Raw genomic sequence first — 15,961 nt, forward strand, 5'->3', positions numbered from 1 at the left:
GGAAATTCAGCGCTGGCCGCTGAAGCCTACCGCAGCGCTGATCTGTTCGGCCGACTTCATCACCTGCTCGGCCAGCGCCGGGCGGACATCGTCGGTCAGATAATGGGCCGCGCTCGCGATCGAGATGGCGACGCAGATCTGCCCCTTGGCATCACGTACCGGCACCGCGATCGACCGCACGCCATCGCCCAGTTCGCTGTCGTGCAGCACTTCGCCGCGCGCCTTGTGGATGCGCATCTCGGCAATATAGGCGTTGATCTGCGCCCGGCTGGCCTCGCCGCCCTTGGCCTCGACATAGAGCCGTTCCCAGGTCGCCTCATCCTCGTCCAGCAGCAGTGCCTTGCCCAGGCCCGTTTCGGCGACCGGACGACGATCGCCCGGCGCGGTCGCGACGCGCAGCCGCTGGTTGCCGGTCACCCGGTCCAGGTGGCGCGACCAGTCGCCCTCGCGCTTGCCCACGAACACGCAAAAGCCGGTCTTTTCCGACAGCAATTCCATGAACGGGCGCGCGACGCGGACATAGTCGATCTGCTCGGTCGCCAGCACGCCCAGCTGCAACAGCTTGGGGCCGAGCGCGAAGCCGTTGCGCGTCACCGCCAGATAGTCGCGCGATTTGAGCGCCTGCACCAGCCGGTGCGCGGTGGTCTTGCTCATGCCCAGCTTGCGGGCCAGATCGGCGGCACGGATCGGCCCGTCGATCACCTCGTCCATGATATCGAGCGCGCGCATCAGCGTCTGCGTGCCCTTAACGCCCTGTTCCTGCTTCTCTTCGCCATCTTGCATATGTTTTTTCGCTTCCTGTTTTCGTCCCATATATAGGGTCGTCCCACATATCGGAAACGAATTTCGCAATGACGGAGCGAAGATCGCGGCTGGCCCAAAAACATAAGGGCCCGCCGATCGAAATCGGCGGGCCCATAGCCGTCAGATGCGACCCGACGGGGATCAATATTGGACGGTAACGGTCACTGCGCGGCGGTTCTGCGCCCAGCTTGCCTCGTCCGAACCCAGAGCCGCCGGCCGTTCCTTGCCATAGCTCACGGTGTTGATGCGGCTGGGCGCAATGCCCAGCGAAGCGAGATAATTTTTGGCCGCATTGGCGCGACGGTCGCCCAGCGCGATATTGTAATCGCGGGTGCCGCGTTCGTCGGCATGGCCTTCGATGGTGATGCGGACATTGGGGTTCTGCTGCAGCCAGGCGGCCTGGCTCTGCAGGGTCGCCTGATCCTCGGCATCGACATCATATTGGTCGAGGCCAAAGAAGATGCGGTCGGACGAAACCGACGCGACGAAATCTTCCTGGCTGCCCTTGACCGGGCCGGTCTGGCCGACCGGACCGCCCGTCTGGGTCGTGTCGCTGCCACCCGGTGCCGGCGGCAGTTCGGCCGGCGGCTTCTTCGAGCAGGCGGCGAGGGCCAGGACGGCGGTTGCCATGAGCAGGGGCCGGGTGATCTTCATCGGGGTCTCCTAAGGATATCGCCAAGCTGCCACCCGGACGGGCAACAGCATGGTTGGTAAAAATCGTTACGCTGTCAACCCGATAGGGTTCCCTATCGCGTAGAAAAGCTGTGGAAAACTTATGGCAGCAACGGACCCCAGGCCGGGTCGGAGCCGCTGAGCGGAGTCGGGATGCGCCGTTCGTTCACGCCGGTCAGGTCAACCTGCCACACCTGGCTGCTGCCCTGGCGGCCCGGCGTGGTGCGGAAGAATTGCAGTACGCGGCCATTGGGCGACCAGGTCGGCTGCTCGTCCTGCCAGCCATTGGTCAGGATGCGCTCATTGTCGCCGCTCGGCGTCATCACCGCGATCTTGAAATCGCCCGACAGCTTGGTGAAGGCAATGAGGTCGCCGCGCGGGCTCCATTCGGGCGTCGCATAGCGGCCGCCGCCATGGCTGATGCGGCGCTGGTTCGACCCGTCGGCATTCATCACATAGATTTGCTGCCCGCCCGACCGGTCGCTTTCGAACACGATCTGGCGGCCGTCCGGCGAATAGGAACCGCCGACATCGATGCCCGGCGAATTGGTGAGGCGCACCGGCGCGCCGCCCTGGGCCGACACGCGATAAATGTCGGTATTGCCCGACACCGCCATCGAGAACAGGATGTTGCGGCCATCGGGCGACCAGCGCGGCGCGAAGGTCGTATTGTTGCTTTCGGTCACCAGCCGCTGCTGCCCGGTGCCGATGTCATAGACATAGATGCGCACCCGGCTGCCCAGATAGCTCACATAGACGATCGACTTGTAATCGGGCGAGAAGCGCGGGGTGAGGGCGATCGACTGGCCATTGGTGATGAAGCGGTGGTTGGCGCCGTCGGAATCCATGATGGCGAGGCGCTTGACGCGGTTATCCTTGGGGCCGCTCTCGGCAATATAGGCGATCCGGCTGTCGAAGAAGGGGCTCTCGCCCGACAGCCGGGCATAGATGGCGTCGGCGCATTTATGCGCGGCCCGGCGCCAGTCGCGCGGCGCGACGACATAGCCCTGGCGCGTCAGTTCCTGCTTCAGCGCCACGTCATAAAGGTAACAGCCCACGGTAATGTCGGCCTCGCCGCCGGTGGTGCGGACAAAACCCTGCACCAGCGCCTGGTAGGCACCCCATTTGTCATAGACGGGATTGGTCACTTCCGGGAAAGCGAGCGCGGGCATGCCGGCCGGGCCGGACGGATCGAACAGGCCCGATCCCTTGAGGTCGGTGGCGATCACCTCGGCGATCTTGCGGCCCATTTCATTGGCGGTGCCGGCCGGGGTCGCCACATCCTGCTGTGCCGGCAGCGCGGGCACCGCGATCTTGAGGTTGCTGTCGATATCGCCGGTCACGTCGACCGACAGCTGCGCCAGCGCGGGCATGGCGGTGAAGGCGAGCAGGGCGGCGGTCGCCGCGGCCAGGCGGCGGAGCAGGGTCGTCGTCATCGGGTCAGCCTCGCGTCAAAGCGGAGTGGCCGCAGCCATTTCCATTGTTCATAATATTCGGGCGGCAAATTGCGGAAGGGCGAAGCGAGCTTCACCGCCTGGATCGCGCGCTCCGCATGCAGCTTGGCTTGGGGCCGGTTGCTGGCGGTGACGCCCAGCTGGTCGATCACTTCGGGCGTGCCGATCACTGCGCCATTCTTGTCCAGCCGCACTTCCAGCAGGGTCACCAGCTGATCGGCGTCCGCACCTGACGGCGGGCGCCAGTTGGGCTTGAGCTGCCGGCGGATTTCGGCGTCGAGCGCGGCCTTCTGCTGCGGCCCCATGGCGGCGGCCTGCGGCGCGGCGGCCGGCTTGCGCGGCGCGTCGGCGCTGGTGTCGATGCCCTTGAGGAAATCATTGCCCAGCAGCGATCCCTTGGGCTTGGCCGCGGCCTTGCCTGATCCCGATGCCGCGGCCGGCTTTGCGGCTTTGGGCGCCGGCTTGGCGCTCGCCTTGGCGGGCGCCGCCGCTGCTGCCTTGGGCTTCTCCGGCGCAGGCTTCGCCCTGGGCTTTTCCGCCGGCTTTTCGGGCGCCGGCTTGGGCTTGGGCGCCGCCTTGGGCGTTTCCTTCTTCGGCGGCGTTGGTTTCGGCTTGGGCGGCGCGGGCTTCGCGACTTCCTTGGGCGGGACCGGCTTTGGTTTGGGCGGCGCCGGGGTCGGCTCGGGCACGGGCGCCGGCTCGGGCTGGGCAGCGGGCGCAGCGTCCTCGGTCGGGCCCTTCTCAGGCGCGACGCTGGGTGGTGGCGGCTCGGTCGAAATGCGCGGCGCGGTCGACTGCAGCGCCACCTCGTCCACCAGGCTGACATCCATTGGCGGGCTGTTCAGCTTCAGCGGATTGGGCGTCGCCAGGAACCCGGCCGACAGCAGGCCGAACAGCAGGACATGTCCTGCCGTCGCAACGCCAAGGCCGATTTTTTCCGCGCGTTCCATCGGTTTGACCTATGGCCCCTATTCTGAACCTGCGCTGACATCGTCGGCGCCGTCCTGCCCGCCGGTGCTGACCAGCGCCACCTTGTTGAGGCCGGCCCGGTTGAGCTCGCCCATCACCCGCATCACTCGGCCATAATCCAGCGCCGTGTCCGCCCGCAGGAAGATTTGCGGCGCGTCGGGCTTGCCGGCATTGGCCGACACGATCTCGGCCAGCCGGTCGGGCAGGTCGGCATCGCTGACCACATCCTCGTCGACATAGATGGCGCCGTCGCGATCGATCGACACCACCGTCGGCTTGGCATCCTGGTCCAGCCCCTTGGCGCGCGTCTCGGGCAGGTTCACCGGCACGCCGGTCACCAGCAGCGGCGCGGTCACCATGAAGATGATCAGCAGCACCAGCATGACGTCGACCAGCGGCGTCACGTTGATATCCGCCATCGGCGCGCGATTGCGCCCGCGCCGACCGGACGGAGGACCGGACATCGCCATTAGCGCTGGGCCTCCAATTCACGGCTCAACGTGGCGTAGAAGCCGTCGGCAAAGCGGTTGAGGCGCGATTCCATCCGGTTGATGCCATGGCTGAACCGGTTGTACGCGATCACCGCCGGGATGGCAGCGAACAGGCCGATCGCGGTCGCGAACAGGGCCTCGGCAATGCCCGGCGCGACGACGGCGAGCGAGCTGTTCTGCGCCGCGGCGATCGAGGTGAAGGCGCGCATGATGCCCCAGACGGTGCCGAACAGACCGACGAACGGCGCAACCGAACCGACCGTCGCCAGGATGTTCAGCCGGTCCGACAGCCGGTCGACCTCGGCCGCGATCGTGCTCGACATGCTGGTGGCCAGCCGGTCGCGCGTGCCGTCGCGGTCGATCACCTTCTGCGCGGTGGAGCGGCGCCATTCGGTGACGCCGGCGGCCATCACCTTGGCGGCCGGGAATTCGGCCTTGCCGCGGGCTTCATAGAAACGGTCGATATCGTCCGCCTTCCAGAAATCCGCCTCGAACGCGCGGCTCTGCTTGCTCGCCTTGCGCAGGGTGAAGCTGAAGCCGATGATGATCGCCCAGGTCCAGATGCTGGCCAGCAACAGGCCCAGCATCACCCCCTTCACGACGATGTCGGCCTGCAGGAACAGGGCGAGCGGCGAAATGGTGGCGGCGTCGGCTGCGGCGCCAACGGCGGCGCCGACGTCAGGCATGGACAGGTTCATGGGTGGATGTCTTCCCCTCGCATCAAACGGCTGAAAATCTCGATCCAGGGGCGCGGCTGGCGCTGCGGTCGTCCCTGGGGTGTCAGATAGGCGACGGTGATGACGCCGTCGGTCAATATGTCCTCGCCGCGCATGACTCTTTGCTGAATGACGCAGCTGGCGGCCCGCACCTCCATCACCTGGCTGACGACCATCAGGTCATCGTCCAGCCGGGCGGGGCGACGATAGGCCAGTTTCAGGTCGGTGACGGCATAGACGCCTTCGCCGCCTTCATGATTGGCGCGCTGGTCGATGCCGGCGATGCGCAGCATGTCGGACCGGGCGCGCTCCATATAGCGCAGATAATTGGCGTGATAGACCAGCCCCGACAGGTCCGTATCCTCGAAATAGATGCGCAGCGGGAAATGATGCACGGCGGCGATGAACCGTCCGGATGCGGGCGCTGGCAGGGGATCGGCAAGGGGCATGGGCGGCTATTAAGCATGGCGTGCGGTTCGCGCAAAGGCGGAAAATCGCGCGGGCGAACCATCCATCCGTCGCGATGGCCCGTTCGCCGCCCGCGAAGGGGCTTGGCGCGCGGCCTTACTTGTCGGTAGGGGTGACTGGAACGAACATTTGGTGAGGAGAATGGGACATGACCGACATTAAGACCGTGGGCGTGATCGGCGCTGGCCAGATGGGGGCGGGCATTGCCCAGGTCGCCGCTCAGGCCGGCTATGACGTGATCCTGTCCGACATCGATCTGCCCCGCGCCGAAAAGGGCAAGGCCGGCATCGCCAAGCTGCTGGCCCGCGCGGTCGAAAAGGAAAAGATCGGCCAGGCCGACGCCGATGCCGCGCTCGCCCGCATCACCCCGGTCGGCGAGATCGCGCCGCTCGCCGGCGCCCAGCTGGTGATCGAGGCCGCGACCGAGCGCGAAGAGGTCAAGCGCACCATCTTCACCAATGTCGGCAAGATCCTGGCGCCCGGCGCCATCCTCGCCACCAACACCTCGTCCATCCCGATCACCCGCCTGGCCCAGGCCGCGCCCGATGCCAGCCGCTTCGTCGGCGTCCATTTCTTCAATCCGGTGCCCGTGATGGTGCTGGTCGAGGTCATTCGCGGCCTTGCCACCTCGCCCGAGACGGTCGCCGCGGTCGAGGGTTTCGCCGCGAAGATCGGCAAGACCACGGTCCACGCCTTTGACGCACCGGGCTTCGTGGTGAACCGCATCCTGCTGCCGATGCTGAACGAGGCAGTGTTCGTGCTGGGCGAGGGCGTGGGCAGCGTCACCGACATCGATCAGGGTTGCAAGCTGGGTCTCAACCATCCGATGGGGCCGCTGACCCTGCTCGACTTCGTCGGCCTCGACACCGCGCTCGAAATCCTCAACGTCTTCCTCACCACCACCGGCGATCCCAAATATCGCCCGGCGCCGCTGCTGGTCAAATATGTCGAGGCCGGCTGGTATGGCCGCAAGACCGGCAGGGGCTTCTATGACTATTCGGGCCCGGAACCCGTCCCGACCCGTTAAACCTATCAGGTGGGGCGGCCCCGTGCCGCCCTATCCCGCGCTCAGCCCATGTTTCTTCATGCAGTGGCGCAACTGGTCATAGGTCAGGCCCAGCCCCTTGGCGGTCGCGCGCTGATTATAGCGGAACCGCTCCAGCGCGGCCCGCACGATCGCCGCCTCATGCGCGTCGACCGCCGATTTGAGATCGGTGACATCGCCATGGCCGTTCATCACCGACGCAGCCGCAGGTGCCGGTGCCGCATTTTCCGCTGACGGCGCGGCGGCTCCCGGCATCAGCGGGCGCGGTTTCCAGGGCGAGGCGAAGGGGTCGAACACAATGGACGAGATCGGCCGCCCCGGCTCGGGCCAGCGATAGACTGCCCGCTCCACCACATTGCGCAGTTCGCGCACATTGCCCGGCCAGCCATGGCCTTCCAGTTCGGCCGCGCAGGCGGCGGAGAAACCCGGCCATTGCGGCCAGTTGAGTTCCGCTGCCATGCGCCGGCCGAAATGGTCGGCCAATACCGTTATGTCGCCCTCGCGCGCGCGCAGCGGCGGCAGGGTGATGACCTCGAAGCTCAGCCGATCCAGCAGATCGGGGCGGAAGCGCCCGGCATCGGCGGCGGCGGGCAGATCCTCGTTGGTCGCCGCGACGATGCGGACATCGACCATCACCGGCCGCGATGATCCGATCCGCGTCACCTCGCCATATTCGATCACGCGCAGCAGCCGCTCCTGCGCTGCCATCGACAATGTGCCCAGCTCGTCCAGGAACAGGGTGCCGCCGTCGGCTTCCTCGAACCGGCCCGGCCGCGCCTTGGTCGCGCCGGTGAAGGCGCCCTGTTCATGGCCGAACAGTTCCGCCTCGATCAGCGTCTCGGGCAGGGCGGCGCAGTTCATCACGATCAGCGGCTCGCCCCAGCGCGGCGACAGATGATGCAGGCGTTCGGCGATCAGCTCCTTGCCGGTGCCGCGTTCGCCGATCACCAGCACCGGGCGATTGAGTTCGGCGGCCCGCCCGGCCAGTTCGACGGCGTCGAGAAAGGCCAGTGACTGGCCGACAAACTGGGTATTTTTCTCCATGCGCCAAAATATGGGGAAATTTCCCAACTTTCAGCAAGAGAAATCTTTGCGTAGCCGTGCCAAATCATCCAAAAATGGCTGTTTTCTGCGCTTTTCGAAAATTGGCACGGCCTCTGCTATGTTGGGAACGAAGCCGCTGCACAGACAGGCGGCACCTTTAGAAGGCCAGGTTCAAGGAGTGTTGAAGATGGAAAAGAACAGCAACAGCGTTCGCGAAATCGGTCAGCTGATGTCGGTCGCCATTGCCGCCGTCCTGTTCGGATCGACCATGATCCTTTCGGCGGTCGGCCCGGCCCGCGCCAGCGAAGCCCCGGTCCTCGCGACCCAGGATACCCCCGCGACCCTGCGCTATCTGGCGTAAGGCCGCACGACCCAGGCCGGGGCGGAAATGCCCCCTCTCGTCCGCCCCGGCCCCCTTGAAGAGAAGACCAGGAGCACCGTTAAAATGGGTATTTTCTCCCGCACCCGAGACATCATCGCCGCCAATGTCACCGACCTGCTCGACAAGGCCGAAGACCCGGCGAAGATGATCCGCATGATCATCCTCGAAATGGAGGAGACGCTGGTCGAGGTGCGCGCGTCCGCCGCCCGCACGATCGCCGACCAGAAGGAAATGCGTCGTCACATCGGCAAGCTGCAGGCGCTGCAGGATGGCTGGACCGAAAAGGCCCAGCTCGCCCTCAGCAAGGACCGCGAGGATCTCGCCAAGGCTGCTCTGGTCGAACGCCAGAAGGCCGCCGACATGGCCGAGCATCTCTCCCACGAGATCGAGGTGCTGGACGAGGCGCTGAAGGCCTCGGAAGAGGATATCGCCAAGCTGCAGGGCAAGCTGCGCGAGGCGCGTGCCCGCCAGAACAGCCTGGTCAGCCGCATGGAAAGCGCGCAGAACCGCCTGCGGGTGCGCGAAGCCTATGCCGGCGAGAAGGTCAACGAAGCCTTTGCCCGCTTCGACATGCTCGAACGCCGCGTCGATATGGCCGAAGGCCGCGCCGATGCCATGGGTCTGGGCGCGCAGCCCAAGACGCTGGAAGAGGAAATCGCGGAATTGAAGTCGGCCGACAAGGTCGATGCCGATCTCGCCGCGCTCAAGGCCAGCATGAACAAGGGAGCCTGATCCCATGGAAGACGTCTTCTTGCCTATCATGGTCTGCGGCATGCTGTTCATCGGCATGCCCTGGCTGATCTTCCACTATGTCACCAAGTGGAAGCAGGCGCCCAAGATCACCGACGAGGATGAGCGGCTGCTGGATGAACTCCACCTGCTCGCCCGCCGTCTCGAAGACAGGCTGCAGACGGTCGAACGGATCGTCGCAGCCGACAATCCCGACTTCCGCCCGCAACGTCCGGCACAGGACGATAATTACGATTTCGACCGGAGGAACTGACATGAGCGCCCGCCGCACCAAATTCTATCTCGACAAGCAGAATGGCAAGTGGATGGGCGTGTGCTCCGGCATCGCCGACTATACCGGGATCGACGTGGTCTGGGTTCGGGTCGGCGCGGTGCTGGTGACCCTCATGGGCGCCTTCCCCTGGACGCTGATCGCCTATTTCGCCGCCGCCTATTTCGCCGATGCCAAGCCCCAGGGCCTCTATTCGGATCGGGACGACGAGAAATTCTGGCAGGGCGTGCGCACCAACCCGGCGCGCTCCACCCGCGACGTCCGCTCCAAGTTCCGCGACATCGACCGCCGCCTCGCCGACATCGAGGTCTATTATACCAGCCGCAACACGCGCCTCGCCGACGAGATCGACAGCCTGCGCTGAAGCATAGCCAGGACAGGGCAGCAATAACGGGGAGTTAAGGCCATGAATTTCGCAGGACCGACCTTCGTTCTGGCCATCATCGCCATGTCGACGCTGGGCTGGATGTTCACCACCTGGGTCCGTGCCCGCCATGGTTATCCGGTTGAAAATGAATGGACGGGCACCGTTCATCGAACAGATCCCGACGCCGGTCGAAAAATCGACCTTCTTTCAAGTGAAAACGAAAAGCTGACTGGCCGCATCAGCCGCCTCGAAGAACGCATCGCAGTCCTCGAACGGATCGCCACCGATCCCGCCGCCCGGACCGCGCGCGATATCGACGCGCTGCGCTGACGCTGACCAGGCAAGGGGAGTAAAGATCATGGTTCCAGTTGAAGTTCTTGCGCCTGCTGCGGTCATCGTCGGATCGCTGGGTGTCGCGGGTTGGGTTTTTACCACCTGGCTTCGCATCCGGCACGGCTACCCGCTGGAAAATAGCTGGGGCAAGGCGGTCTATCCGCAGAAGAATGAGGAACTGGTCGAGCGCATCAAGCTGATCAGCCAGGAAAATGCCCAGCTGCGCGCCGAAATCGGCTCGATGAAGGACCGGCTCGCCGTGGTCGAGCGGATCGTCACCGATGAAAGTCATCAGCTCAATCGCGAAATCGAGCGGCTGCGCGGCCCGGCGAACTGATCGCCCCGCGCGCCTCAAGGGAGGACAAACATGAATCCGTTTGAAATGGTCGTCGCCATCGTCGCGATCACCGCCATCGCCAGCGTCGTCCGCGCCAAATATGGCGTCGTGCGCCGCCACAAGGGCGAGGATTTCATCCAGCGCGGTCCCGATCCGGAGGCTGAACGCCTCCGCGCCGAAGTGAAGGCGCTCAAGGACCGGGTTGCCGTATTGGAACGGCTCGCCACCGACAGTTCGACCGCGCTGGAGCGCGAATTCGAGAAGCTCAAGGACCGCGACTGATCGCGGCAAAGGACACAGGGAGGACATCATGCAGGATCCCCTCTTCTACCTCACCATGGCCACCGCCGGCCTCGCCGGCCTCACCATCGTCGCCTTCGCATCGCTGCGCGGCTGGAATGGTTGGCTCGATCTCAAGCGGGCGGAACTCAATCGCCGCAGCGAGGAAGCTGCGCCGCCCTCGGCCGCCGCCCGGATCGAGGTTGCCGACCTCAAGGAACGCATCCGCAAGCTCGAAGCCATCGCCGCCGGCGTCGATCTCTGATCCGCCGGCGGGGAAAAGCGGCTTTCCCACACCGCTTTTCCCCCTATATGGGCGGCATGACCGATCAGCCCGCCCCGATGCCCGTTCTGGCCGACCTCCAGGAAGAATATGAATTTCTCGACGCCGATGATCGTTATCGCCTGTTGATCGATCTCGGCCGGGGGCTGGAGGATATGCCCGACGCGCTCAAGACCGATATGACGCTGGTGCGGGGCTGTTCGGCGGCGGTCTGGGTCTATCCCACGGTGCTCGACGATGGCCGGCTCCATTTCCTCGCCGACAGCAATGCCGCCATCACCAAGGGGATCATCGCGCTGGTGTTGCTGACCGTGCAGGACCGCGCCCCGGCAGAGATCGGCGCGACCGATATCGAAGGCGCGCTGGCCCCCTTCGACCTCAAAAACCAGCTCAGCTCCAACCGCACCCAGGGCATTCCCAACATGATCGCCCTGATCCGCGAGACCGCCGCCCGCTACGCCTGACGGAAACTCCCGCGCATCCCCGCGTTCTTGCCTGACAAGGAGAATGCGACAATGCGCCATATCATGCCCCTCGCCATGCTCGGCCTGCTGGCCGCCTGTTCGGGCGGGGACAAGAAGGAACCGACCCAGCGCGACCAGATCGGCCAGGTCTGGAAATATGAAACCGCCGGCGCCAGCCAGAAGGTCGCCTATATCGGCAGCGCCAACAGCGTGCAGACCATGACCGCCGCCGACACCTTCTCGGTGCTGATGGTCCAGCCCATGTCCAATGGCGAAAAGACGGTGACGGTGAAGCTGGTCGGCGCGCCCTTCCAGTGCGACCTGTCCGACTGCGCGGTCGATGCCACCACCGACGATGGCAAGGCCCATCGCTGGAAGGGCCGCATGACCGAAGCGAAGGACGGGATCGAGATCATGCCCTCTCAGAACGCCTATGAGGCGATCGCCAAGGCGAAGAGCCTGAAGGTCGATCTTGCCGTCGGCCCGAAAGACCAGCGCTTCCCGTTCGAATTCAACGTCGCCGGGCTCGACCTCAAGAAGGGCGCCTGACGCGCGACTGGCGAGCGCGACGCTGCGCTCGCCATGATCGCCTGCCTTATTCCTGCAGCGATACGCCGGGGCTGCGCGGGTCGGCGGCGCCGATCCAGTGGCCGTCGGCGGTCCGTTCGGCCGCATTGGCCTTGAGGCCCAGGCGCGAGATGGTGACGCGGTGGCCCAGTTTCTCCAGCGGCGCCTTCATCGCCTCCAGCGACGTGCCCTGTTCCAGCACCAGCCCCTCGCCATTGAAGAATTCCAGCCCCAGCGCGATCGAATCCTGCGCCGACAGGCCCCAGTCGAAATGGGCGATCAGCGCCTTGGCGACCTGCATGATGATGGTCTTGCCGCCGGCCGCGCCGACGGTGAAGATCGGCATGCCCTTGTCGTCATAGACGATCGTCGGCGACATCGACGACAGCGGCCGCTTGCCCGGTTCCACCCGGTTGGCGACCGGCGCGCCATTCTTCTCGGGCGTGAAGCTGAAATCGGTCAGCTCATTGTTCAGCACCACGCCATTGGCGACCAGCTGGCTGCCGAAGAAGCTCTCGATCGTCGAAGTCCAGGCGGCGATGTCGCCATTGCGGTCCACCGCGACGAAATGGCTGGTGCCGCTTTCCGGCTGGGGCAGGGCGCTGGTGCGCGGCTGCGCCCCGGCGGGCAGGCCCGGCTTGTAGGCAGTGAGCGCCTTGTTCAGCCGGATCTCGCCCGATCGCTGCTTCAAATAAGCGGGATCGATCAGCCCGGCGATCGGCACATGGACGAATTCGGGATCGCCCAGCCAGGTGTCGCGATCGGCATAGGCGAGTTGCATCGCTTCGCCGATGACGTGCCAGGAGCGCGGATCATCCTTGCCCCACTGCGCCAGCGGGAAGCGCTCGACCATGCCCAGCACCTGCAGCACGGTGATGCCGCCGGCCGACGCCGGCCCCATGCCGCACACCGTATAGACGCGATAATGGCCGCATACCGGCTTGCGGTCCTTGACCTGGTAATTGGCCAGGTCGTCGGTCGTCATCGGCACCGGATTGCGGGGCGCATTGGTGACGGCCTTGGCAATCGCCTGCGCATTCTCGCCCAGATAGAAGGCGTCCGGCCCTTCCGCCGCGATCCGCTTGAACAGGGCGGCGAGCGGCGGGTTCTTCAATGTCGTGCCGACCGCCGGCAATTGTCCGTCGATCCAGTAATAGCTGCGGATTTCGGGGAAATCGGCCCAGATATTCTGCAACGCTTTCAGCGCCGTGGCGGTGCGCTCGCCCAGCTGGAAGCCGTCGTCGGCCAGCCGGATCGCCGGCTGGAACAGGTCGGCCCAGGGCAGCTTGCCCCATTTCTTGTGGGCTTCCCACGCCATGCGCAGATTGCCCGGAACGCCGACCGAATAGCCGCCCGGCCAGGCCTGGACGAAGGGCAGGGGCTTGCCATCCGCGCCCATGAAGCGGTCGGGCCGGGCGGCGGCCGGCGCGGTCTCGCGCCCGTCGATCGATTCCAGCACGCCGCTCGCGCCGTCGTGGTGCATCAGGAAGCCGCCGCCGCCGATGCCGCTATTATGCGGTTCGACCACGTTCAGCGCCAGCATCATCGCGATCGCCGCATCGGTGGCGCTGCCGCCCTTGCGCAATATTTCCTGCCCCGCCGCGGCCGCGCGCGGATCGGCGGCGGACACGGTGGCATTCAACGCCACCGGCTCGCGCGCCAGGGCGGTTACGGGCGCCAGGGCAAGGGGGGCAATCAGGGCGAAGGGGGCCAGCAGGCCGGTCAGGCGGGAGGTCATGGCCGGCACCCTAAAGCTCGCATTTCGTTTCGCAACCCGTCTTGTTTCGATCATGTCCGGGAAGGACGGATCAGGCGTCGATCCCCACCACGTCGCCGATATGCCGCACGCCATCGCGCGCCATCAGCGCTTTCAGGCCATCATTGATCCGCCTGGCGAGATAGGGGCCTTCATAGACCAGCGCGCTATAGACCTGGACTAGCGATGCGCCGGCGCGGATGCGGGCATAGGCCTGCTCTGCATTGGCGATGCCGCCGACGCCGATCAGCGGCAGCCGGTTGCCCAGCAGTCGGCGGAAATCGCGCAGCTTGCCCAGCGACAGGTCGGTGAGCGGCGCGCCCGACAGGCCGCCGGTTTCACCTGCATGGACCGATTGCAGCTCCGGGCGGGTGATGGTGGTGTTGGATACGATCAGCGCGTCGACCCGGTGGTCGATGCAGGCGGCTGCGATATCTTCGATATCGGCCGGCTCCAGGTCGGGCGCGACCTTCAGGAAGATCGGCGGGCCGCCTGCGGGCCGCGCCGCCATCACAGCGCCCAGCAAATCGTCCAGTGCCGCCCGGCCCTGCAGCGCGCGCAGCCCCGGCGTGTTGGGCGACGAGATATTGACCGTCAGATAATCGGCCAGCGGTGCCATGCAGGTGACGCCGGTGGCATAGTCGGCATTGGCGCGCCCGGCCGCCGTCGCTTCCTTGTTGGCGCCGATATTGATGCCGATCACCGGTCCATCCCCCACCGGTCGGCGATAGCGGGCGATGCGGTCGGCGGCAGCGCCCTGGCCGCCATTGTTGAAGCCGAAGCGATTGATGACGGCCCTGTCCTCGACCAGGCGGAACAGGCGCGGCTGGCGATTGCCCGGCTGTGCCAGCGGGGTCAGCGTGCCCAGTTCGGCAAAGCCGAAGCCCAGCCCATGCATCTTGTGCGCGACCCGGCCATCCTTGTCATAGCCTGCCGCCAGGCCCACCGGATTGGGAAAGGCGATGCCCGCCACCGTTTGTGCCAGCATCGGGTCGGCCTTCAGCGGGGCCGGGGTCGGCATCATCCGCAGCAGCGCGATCGACAGATTATGGGCGCGCTCGGCATCGAGCGCGAAGAAGAGCGGACGGATCAGGCGATAGGACATGGCCGCGCTATGCCAGCGGTGCCTGCGCAGGTCGAGTCGTGTTGCGTTATTGCAACAACATATTCCCTTGCGTCATTTCATGACAGAAAACGTCATGAATGCGATCCTTTTCGGTCGTCAGATGTCCGATCTGTCCAATAATCTTCCACCGATTCGGGCTTAAAGCCGTCTTGCGACCCGAAGGCTCTAGGCCATTTTGGCTGATGAGACCTTTTCCTGACCCGGCAGTGAAAGCTGCCGGGTCATTTTTTTTGTTGCAACGCTGTGGCGAAAAATCGTCATGGTGACGTCATGGCTCTTGCACGGTCGCTGGCCGCGCTCATAATGCCGCCACTGGGGTGAAACTATGGGGCCGCAACATTGGGATTTGCCGCTGAGTGCGGCGCGGGGGGTGGTGCCGGATAATCGCGGGCCATTGTCCTATTCGGTGGATGCCGAACAGGGCCCGGTCCGCTTGCGTTATTTCACCCCGCCGGAAAAGGTCCGGCCCTATTTCGGCTCGCTCTACATATTTTCCGTGGCGGCCGACCATTATGCCGATGTCACCCGCGCCGATGTCGCGCAGCTGCGGCTGATGCTGCGGGGCGATGGGCGCTATCATTTCCAGGATGGATCGGTGCAGCGGCCCCCCGCCGTCGGCCTGATCGGCCCCACGCAGGGCGCAACCCGCTTCGAACTGGATGCCCCGACCCGGCTGCTGGGCGTGTCGCTGCTGCCGGCTGGCTGGCTGGCGCTGCATGGTGGCGACGCTGACAAGCTGGCTGATGGCCTGTGCGATCTGGCGGCGGAACGGGACCACGGCTTTCTCGACCTGCTCGCCCAGTTGCAGCGCATGGAGGATGGCGACGCCATGGCCGCGCTCACCTGGTCCTTCCTCGCCGAACGGATCAAGCCGCTGCCCGAAGCGACCTGGGCGATCCTGCGGGCGATCGACAGCTGGCTGATCGGCGAAGGCTCGCCCCGGATCGAGGTGCTGAGCGAGATGACCGAATTGTCGCCGCGCCAGCTCGCCCGCATCACCAACAAACTCTATGGCGCCCCGCCCAAGCTGCTCGCCCGCAAATATCGTGCCCTGCGCTGCAGCGCGCGGATCGCGCTCGATCATGAAAGCTGGCAGGCCCTGTGCGACGATGGAAGCTTCTACGACCAGTCGCATTTCATACGCGAGATCAAGCATTTCATCGGCATGACCCCGCACCAGCTCCAGACCGAGCCAACCGCCGTGGTCCAGCTCACTCTGCTCCGCCGCACACTGGGCGGCGATGTCGCGGTGCTCAACCGGCTGAGCTGATCGCCGTTTGGACTGCGCCTTTGGCGCATCCGCACCAGCCCACACCCCCACCCGGCCTCCCAGACATGGTACCCTGATGGGCGGCCGGGTGGGGGTGTGGGCTGGTGCGGCTC

General features: G+C 65.5%; 22 protein-coding genes. 12 read left to right on the forward strand and 10 right to left on the reverse strand.

The annotated features are described in order from the left end of the window. Positions 1-6 precede the first annotated feature (6 nt). From ACI6S0_RS19650 to ACI6S0_RS19680, 7 genes are all read right to left on the reverse strand, one after another. Positions 7-783, reverse strand: a complete 777-nt coding sequence (locus tag ACI6S0_RS19650; protein ID WP_434404048.1) for an IclR family transcriptional regulator — start codon at positions 781-783, stop codon at positions 7-9. Positions 784-945: 162 nt separating this feature from the next. Further along, positions 946-1,458: a peptidoglycan-associated lipoprotein Pal gene (gene pal / locus ACI6S0_RS19655; RefSeq protein WP_434404049.1), complete on the reverse strand. Its 513-nt coding sequence runs from the start codon at positions 1,456-1,458 to the stop codon at positions 946-948. 119 nt (positions 1,459-1,577) lie between these two features. Next, the gene (gene tolB, locus ACI6S0_RS19660; RefSeq protein ID WP_434404050.1) at positions 1,578-2,912 is read right to left on the reverse strand and encodes a Tol-Pal system beta propeller repeat protein TolB; all 1,335 of its coding nucleotides are present in this window, start codon (positions 2,910-2,912) and stop codon (positions 1,578-1,580) included. Next, positions 2,909-3,880 carry a hypothetical protein gene (locus ACI6S0_RS19665; protein ID WP_004209368.1) on the reverse strand — a complete coding sequence of 324 codons (972 nt, stop codon included), beginning with the start codon at positions 3,878-3,880 and terminating at the stop codon, positions 2,909-2,911. The genes tolB and ACI6S0_RS19665 overlap by 4 nt, the downstream gene beginning before the upstream one ends. 18 nt (positions 3,881-3,898) lie before the next feature. After that, complete coding sequence (tolR, locus tag ACI6S0_RS19670; RefSeq protein WP_004209369.1) at positions 3,899-4,369, reverse strand: protein TolR; 471 nt, start codon at positions 4,367-4,369, stop codon at positions 3,899-3,901. Then, positions 4,369-5,088, reverse strand: a complete 720-nt coding sequence (gene tolQ / locus ACI6S0_RS19675) for a protein TolQ (protein WP_004209370.1) — start codon at positions 5,086-5,088, stop codon at positions 4,369-4,371. Before tolQ ends, tolR begins: the two co-directional genes overlap by 1 nt. Beyond that, positions 5,085-5,555 carry a YbgC/FadM family acyl-CoA thioesterase gene (locus tag ACI6S0_RS19680; RefSeq protein ID WP_004209371.1) on the reverse strand — a complete coding sequence of 157 codons (471 nt, stop codon included), beginning with the start codon at positions 5,553-5,555 and terminating at the stop codon, positions 5,085-5,087. Before ACI6S0_RS19680 ends, tolQ begins: the two co-directional genes overlap by 4 nt. A gap of 167 nt (positions 5,556-5,722) precedes the next feature. Here ACI6S0_RS19680 and ACI6S0_RS19685 point away from each other — a divergent pair, with 167 nt between their 5' ends. Continuing rightward, on the forward strand, positions 5,723-6,601 hold the full coding sequence (locus ACI6S0_RS19685) for a 3-hydroxyacyl-CoA dehydrogenase NAD-binding domain-containing protein (RefSeq protein WP_279727283.1): 879 nt from the start codon (positions 5,723-5,725) through the stop codon (positions 6,599-6,601). Between the two features lie 30 nt (positions 6,602-6,631). On the opposite strand, the gene pspF is transcribed toward ACI6S0_RS19685, so the two are convergent. Next, positions 6,632-7,663 (reverse strand): phage shock protein operon transcriptional activator, encoded by a 1,032-nt coding sequence (pspF, locus tag ACI6S0_RS19690; protein WP_048936796.1) that lies wholly within the window; start codon positions 7,661-7,663, stop codon positions 6,632-6,634. 187 nt (positions 7,664-7,850) lie between these two features. Between pspF and ACI6S0_RS19695 the strand changes: the two genes are divergently transcribed. The 10 genes from ACI6S0_RS19695 to ACI6S0_RS19740 all read left to right on the forward strand — a co-directional run bounded on the left by ACI6S0_RS19695 (position 7,851) and on the right by ACI6S0_RS19740 (position 11,678). Further along, positions 7,851-8,024, forward strand: coding sequence for a hypothetical protein (locus ACI6S0_RS19695; protein ID WP_007708701.1), 174 nt, complete (start codon positions 7,851-7,853; stop codon positions 8,022-8,024). Between the two features lie 84 nt (positions 8,025-8,108). Continuing rightward, complete coding sequence (pspA, locus tag ACI6S0_RS19700; RefSeq protein WP_004209375.1) at positions 8,109-8,777, forward strand: phage shock protein PspA; 669 nt, start codon at positions 8,109-8,111, stop codon at positions 8,775-8,777. Positions 8,778-8,781: 4 nt separating this feature from the next. After that, entirely contained in the window at positions 8,782-9,048 is a 267-nt protein-coding gene (gene pspB / locus ACI6S0_RS19705; RefSeq protein WP_004209376.1) for an envelope stress response membrane protein PspB, read from the forward strand. 1 nt (position 9,049) lies between these two features. Beyond that, positions 9,050-9,430, forward strand: coding sequence for an envelope stress response membrane protein PspC (gene pspC / locus ACI6S0_RS19710; protein ID WP_004209378.1), 381 nt, complete (start codon positions 9,050-9,052; stop codon positions 9,428-9,430). A 42-nt stretch (positions 9,431-9,472) separates the two neighbouring features. Further along, positions 9,473-9,763, forward strand: a complete 291-nt coding sequence (locus ACI6S0_RS19715) for a hypothetical protein (RefSeq protein ID WP_004209379.1) — start codon at positions 9,473-9,475, stop codon at positions 9,761-9,763. 28 nt (positions 9,764-9,791) lie between these two features. After that, positions 9,792-10,103 carry a hypothetical protein gene (locus ACI6S0_RS19720; RefSeq protein WP_037508090.1) on the forward strand — a complete coding sequence of 104 codons (312 nt, stop codon included), beginning with the start codon at positions 9,792-9,794 and terminating at the stop codon, positions 10,101-10,103. A 30-nt stretch (positions 10,104-10,133) separates the two neighbouring features. Beyond that, the gene (locus tag ACI6S0_RS19725) at positions 10,134-10,385 is read left to right on the forward strand and encodes a hypothetical protein (RefSeq protein ID WP_007708693.1); all 252 of its coding nucleotides are present in this window, start codon (positions 10,134-10,136) and stop codon (positions 10,383-10,385) included. A 28-nt stretch (positions 10,386-10,413) separates the two neighbouring features. Further along, positions 10,414-10,647: a hypothetical protein gene (locus ACI6S0_RS19730; RefSeq protein ID WP_434404051.1), complete on the forward strand. Its 234-nt coding sequence runs from the start codon at positions 10,414-10,416 to the stop codon at positions 10,645-10,647. A 47-nt stretch (positions 10,648-10,694) separates the two neighbouring features. Beyond that, positions 10,695-11,129 carry a SufE family protein gene (locus ACI6S0_RS19735; protein WP_099230634.1) on the forward strand — a complete coding sequence of 145 codons (435 nt, stop codon included), beginning with the start codon at positions 10,695-10,697 and terminating at the stop codon, positions 11,127-11,129. 51 nt (positions 11,130-11,180) lie between these two features. Then, complete coding sequence (locus ACI6S0_RS19740; protein ID WP_125998070.1) at positions 11,181-11,678, forward strand: hypothetical protein; 498 nt, start codon at positions 11,181-11,183, stop codon at positions 11,676-11,678. Between the two features lie 46 nt (positions 11,679-11,724). On the opposite strand, the gene ggt is transcribed toward ACI6S0_RS19740, so the two are convergent. Further along, entirely contained in the window at positions 11,725-13,434 is a 1,710-nt protein-coding gene (gene ggt / locus ACI6S0_RS19745; protein WP_434404053.1) for a gamma-glutamyltransferase, read from the reverse strand. 70 nt (positions 13,435-13,504) lie between these two features. After that, positions 13,505-14,557 carry a quinone-dependent dihydroorotate dehydrogenase gene (locus ACI6S0_RS19750; RefSeq protein WP_434404054.1) on the reverse strand — a complete coding sequence of 351 codons (1,053 nt, stop codon included), beginning with the start codon at positions 14,555-14,557 and terminating at the stop codon, positions 13,505-13,507. A gap of 346 nt (positions 14,558-14,903) precedes the next feature. Here ACI6S0_RS19750 and ACI6S0_RS19755 point away from each other — a divergent pair, with 346 nt between their 5' ends. Further along, positions 14,904-15,848, forward strand: a complete 945-nt coding sequence (locus ACI6S0_RS19755; RefSeq protein ID WP_434404055.1) for a helix-turn-helix domain-containing protein — start codon at positions 14,904-14,906, stop codon at positions 15,846-15,848. Positions 15,849-15,961 lie beyond the last annotated feature (113 nt).

The sequence above is a fragment of the Sphingobium sp. DN12 genome, assembly GCF_051058005.1.
Lineage (GTDB): Bacteria > Pseudomonadota > Alphaproteobacteria > Sphingomonadales > Sphingomonadaceae > Sphingobium > Sphingobium yanoikuyae.

Excerpts from the sequence above, each read along its gene's own strand:
- ACI6S0_RS19650 (WP_434404048.1), bottom strand. The coding sequence starts at position 783 with ATGCAAGATGGCGAAGAGAAGCAGGAACAGGGCGTTAAGGGCACGCAG.
- pal (WP_434404049.1), bottom strand. The coding sequence starts at position 1,458 with ATGAAGATCACCCGGCCCCTGCTCATGGCAACCGCCGTCCTGGCCCTC.
- tolB (WP_434404050.1), bottom strand. The coding sequence starts at position 2,912 with ATGACGACGACCCTGCTCCGCCGCCTGGCCGCGGCGACCGCCGCCCTG.
- ACI6S0_RS19665 (WP_004209368.1), bottom strand. The coding sequence starts at position 3,880 with ATGGAACGCGCGGAAAAAATCGGCCTTGGCGTTGCGACGGCAGGACAT.
- tolR (WP_004209369.1), bottom strand. The coding sequence starts at position 4,369 with ATGGCGATGTCCGGTCCTCCGTCCGGTCGGCGCGGGCGCAATCGCGCG.
- tolQ (WP_004209370.1), bottom strand. The coding sequence starts at position 5,088 with ATGAACCTGTCCATGCCTGACGTCGGCGCCGCCGTTGGCGCCGCAGCC.
- ACI6S0_RS19680 (WP_004209371.1), bottom strand. The coding sequence starts at position 5,555 with ATGCCCCTTGCCGATCCCCTGCCAGCGCCCGCATCCGGACGGTTCATC.
- ACI6S0_RS19685 (WP_279727283.1), top strand. The coding sequence starts at position 5,723 with ATGACCGACATTAAGACCGTGGGCGTGATCGGCGCTGGCCAGATGGGG.
- pspF (WP_048936796.1), bottom strand. The coding sequence starts at position 7,663 with ATGGAGAAAAATACCCAGTTTGTCGGCCAGTCACTGGCCTTTCTCGAC.
- ACI6S0_RS19695 (WP_007708701.1), top strand. The coding sequence starts at position 7,851 with ATGGAAAAGAACAGCAACAGCGTTCGCGAAATCGGTCAGCTGATGTCG.
- pspA (WP_004209375.1), top strand. The coding sequence starts at position 8,109 with ATGGGTATTTTCTCCCGCACCCGAGACATCATCGCCGCCAATGTCACC.
- pspB (WP_004209376.1), top strand. The coding sequence starts at position 8,782 with ATGGAAGACGTCTTCTTGCCTATCATGGTCTGCGGCATGCTGTTCATC.
- pspC (WP_004209378.1), top strand. The coding sequence starts at position 9,050 with ATGAGCGCCCGCCGCACCAAATTCTATCTCGACAAGCAGAATGGCAAG.
- ACI6S0_RS19715 (WP_004209379.1), top strand. The coding sequence starts at position 9,473 with ATGAATTTCGCAGGACCGACCTTCGTTCTGGCCATCATCGCCATGTCG.
- ACI6S0_RS19720 (WP_037508090.1), top strand. The coding sequence starts at position 9,792 with ATGGTTCCAGTTGAAGTTCTTGCGCCTGCTGCGGTCATCGTCGGATCG.
- ACI6S0_RS19725 (WP_007708693.1), top strand. The coding sequence starts at position 10,134 with ATGAATCCGTTTGAAATGGTCGTCGCCATCGTCGCGATCACCGCCATC.
- ACI6S0_RS19730 (WP_434404051.1), top strand. The coding sequence starts at position 10,414 with ATGCAGGATCCCCTCTTCTACCTCACCATGGCCACCGCCGGCCTCGCC.
- ACI6S0_RS19735 (WP_099230634.1), top strand. The coding sequence starts at position 10,695 with ATGGGCGGCATGACCGATCAGCCCGCCCCGATGCCCGTTCTGGCCGAC.
- ACI6S0_RS19740 (WP_125998070.1), top strand. The coding sequence starts at position 11,181 with ATGCGCCATATCATGCCCCTCGCCATGCTCGGCCTGCTGGCCGCCTGT.
- ggt (WP_434404053.1), bottom strand. The coding sequence starts at position 13,434 with ATGACCTCCCGCCTGACCGGCCTGCTGGCCCCCTTCGCCCTGATTGCC.
- ACI6S0_RS19750 (WP_434404054.1), bottom strand. The coding sequence starts at position 14,557 with ATGTCCTATCGCCTGATCCGTCCGCTCTTCTTCGCGCTCGATGCCGAG.
- ACI6S0_RS19755 (WP_434404055.1), top strand. The coding sequence starts at position 14,904 with ATGGGGCCGCAACATTGGGATTTGCCGCTGAGTGCGGCGCGGGGGGTG.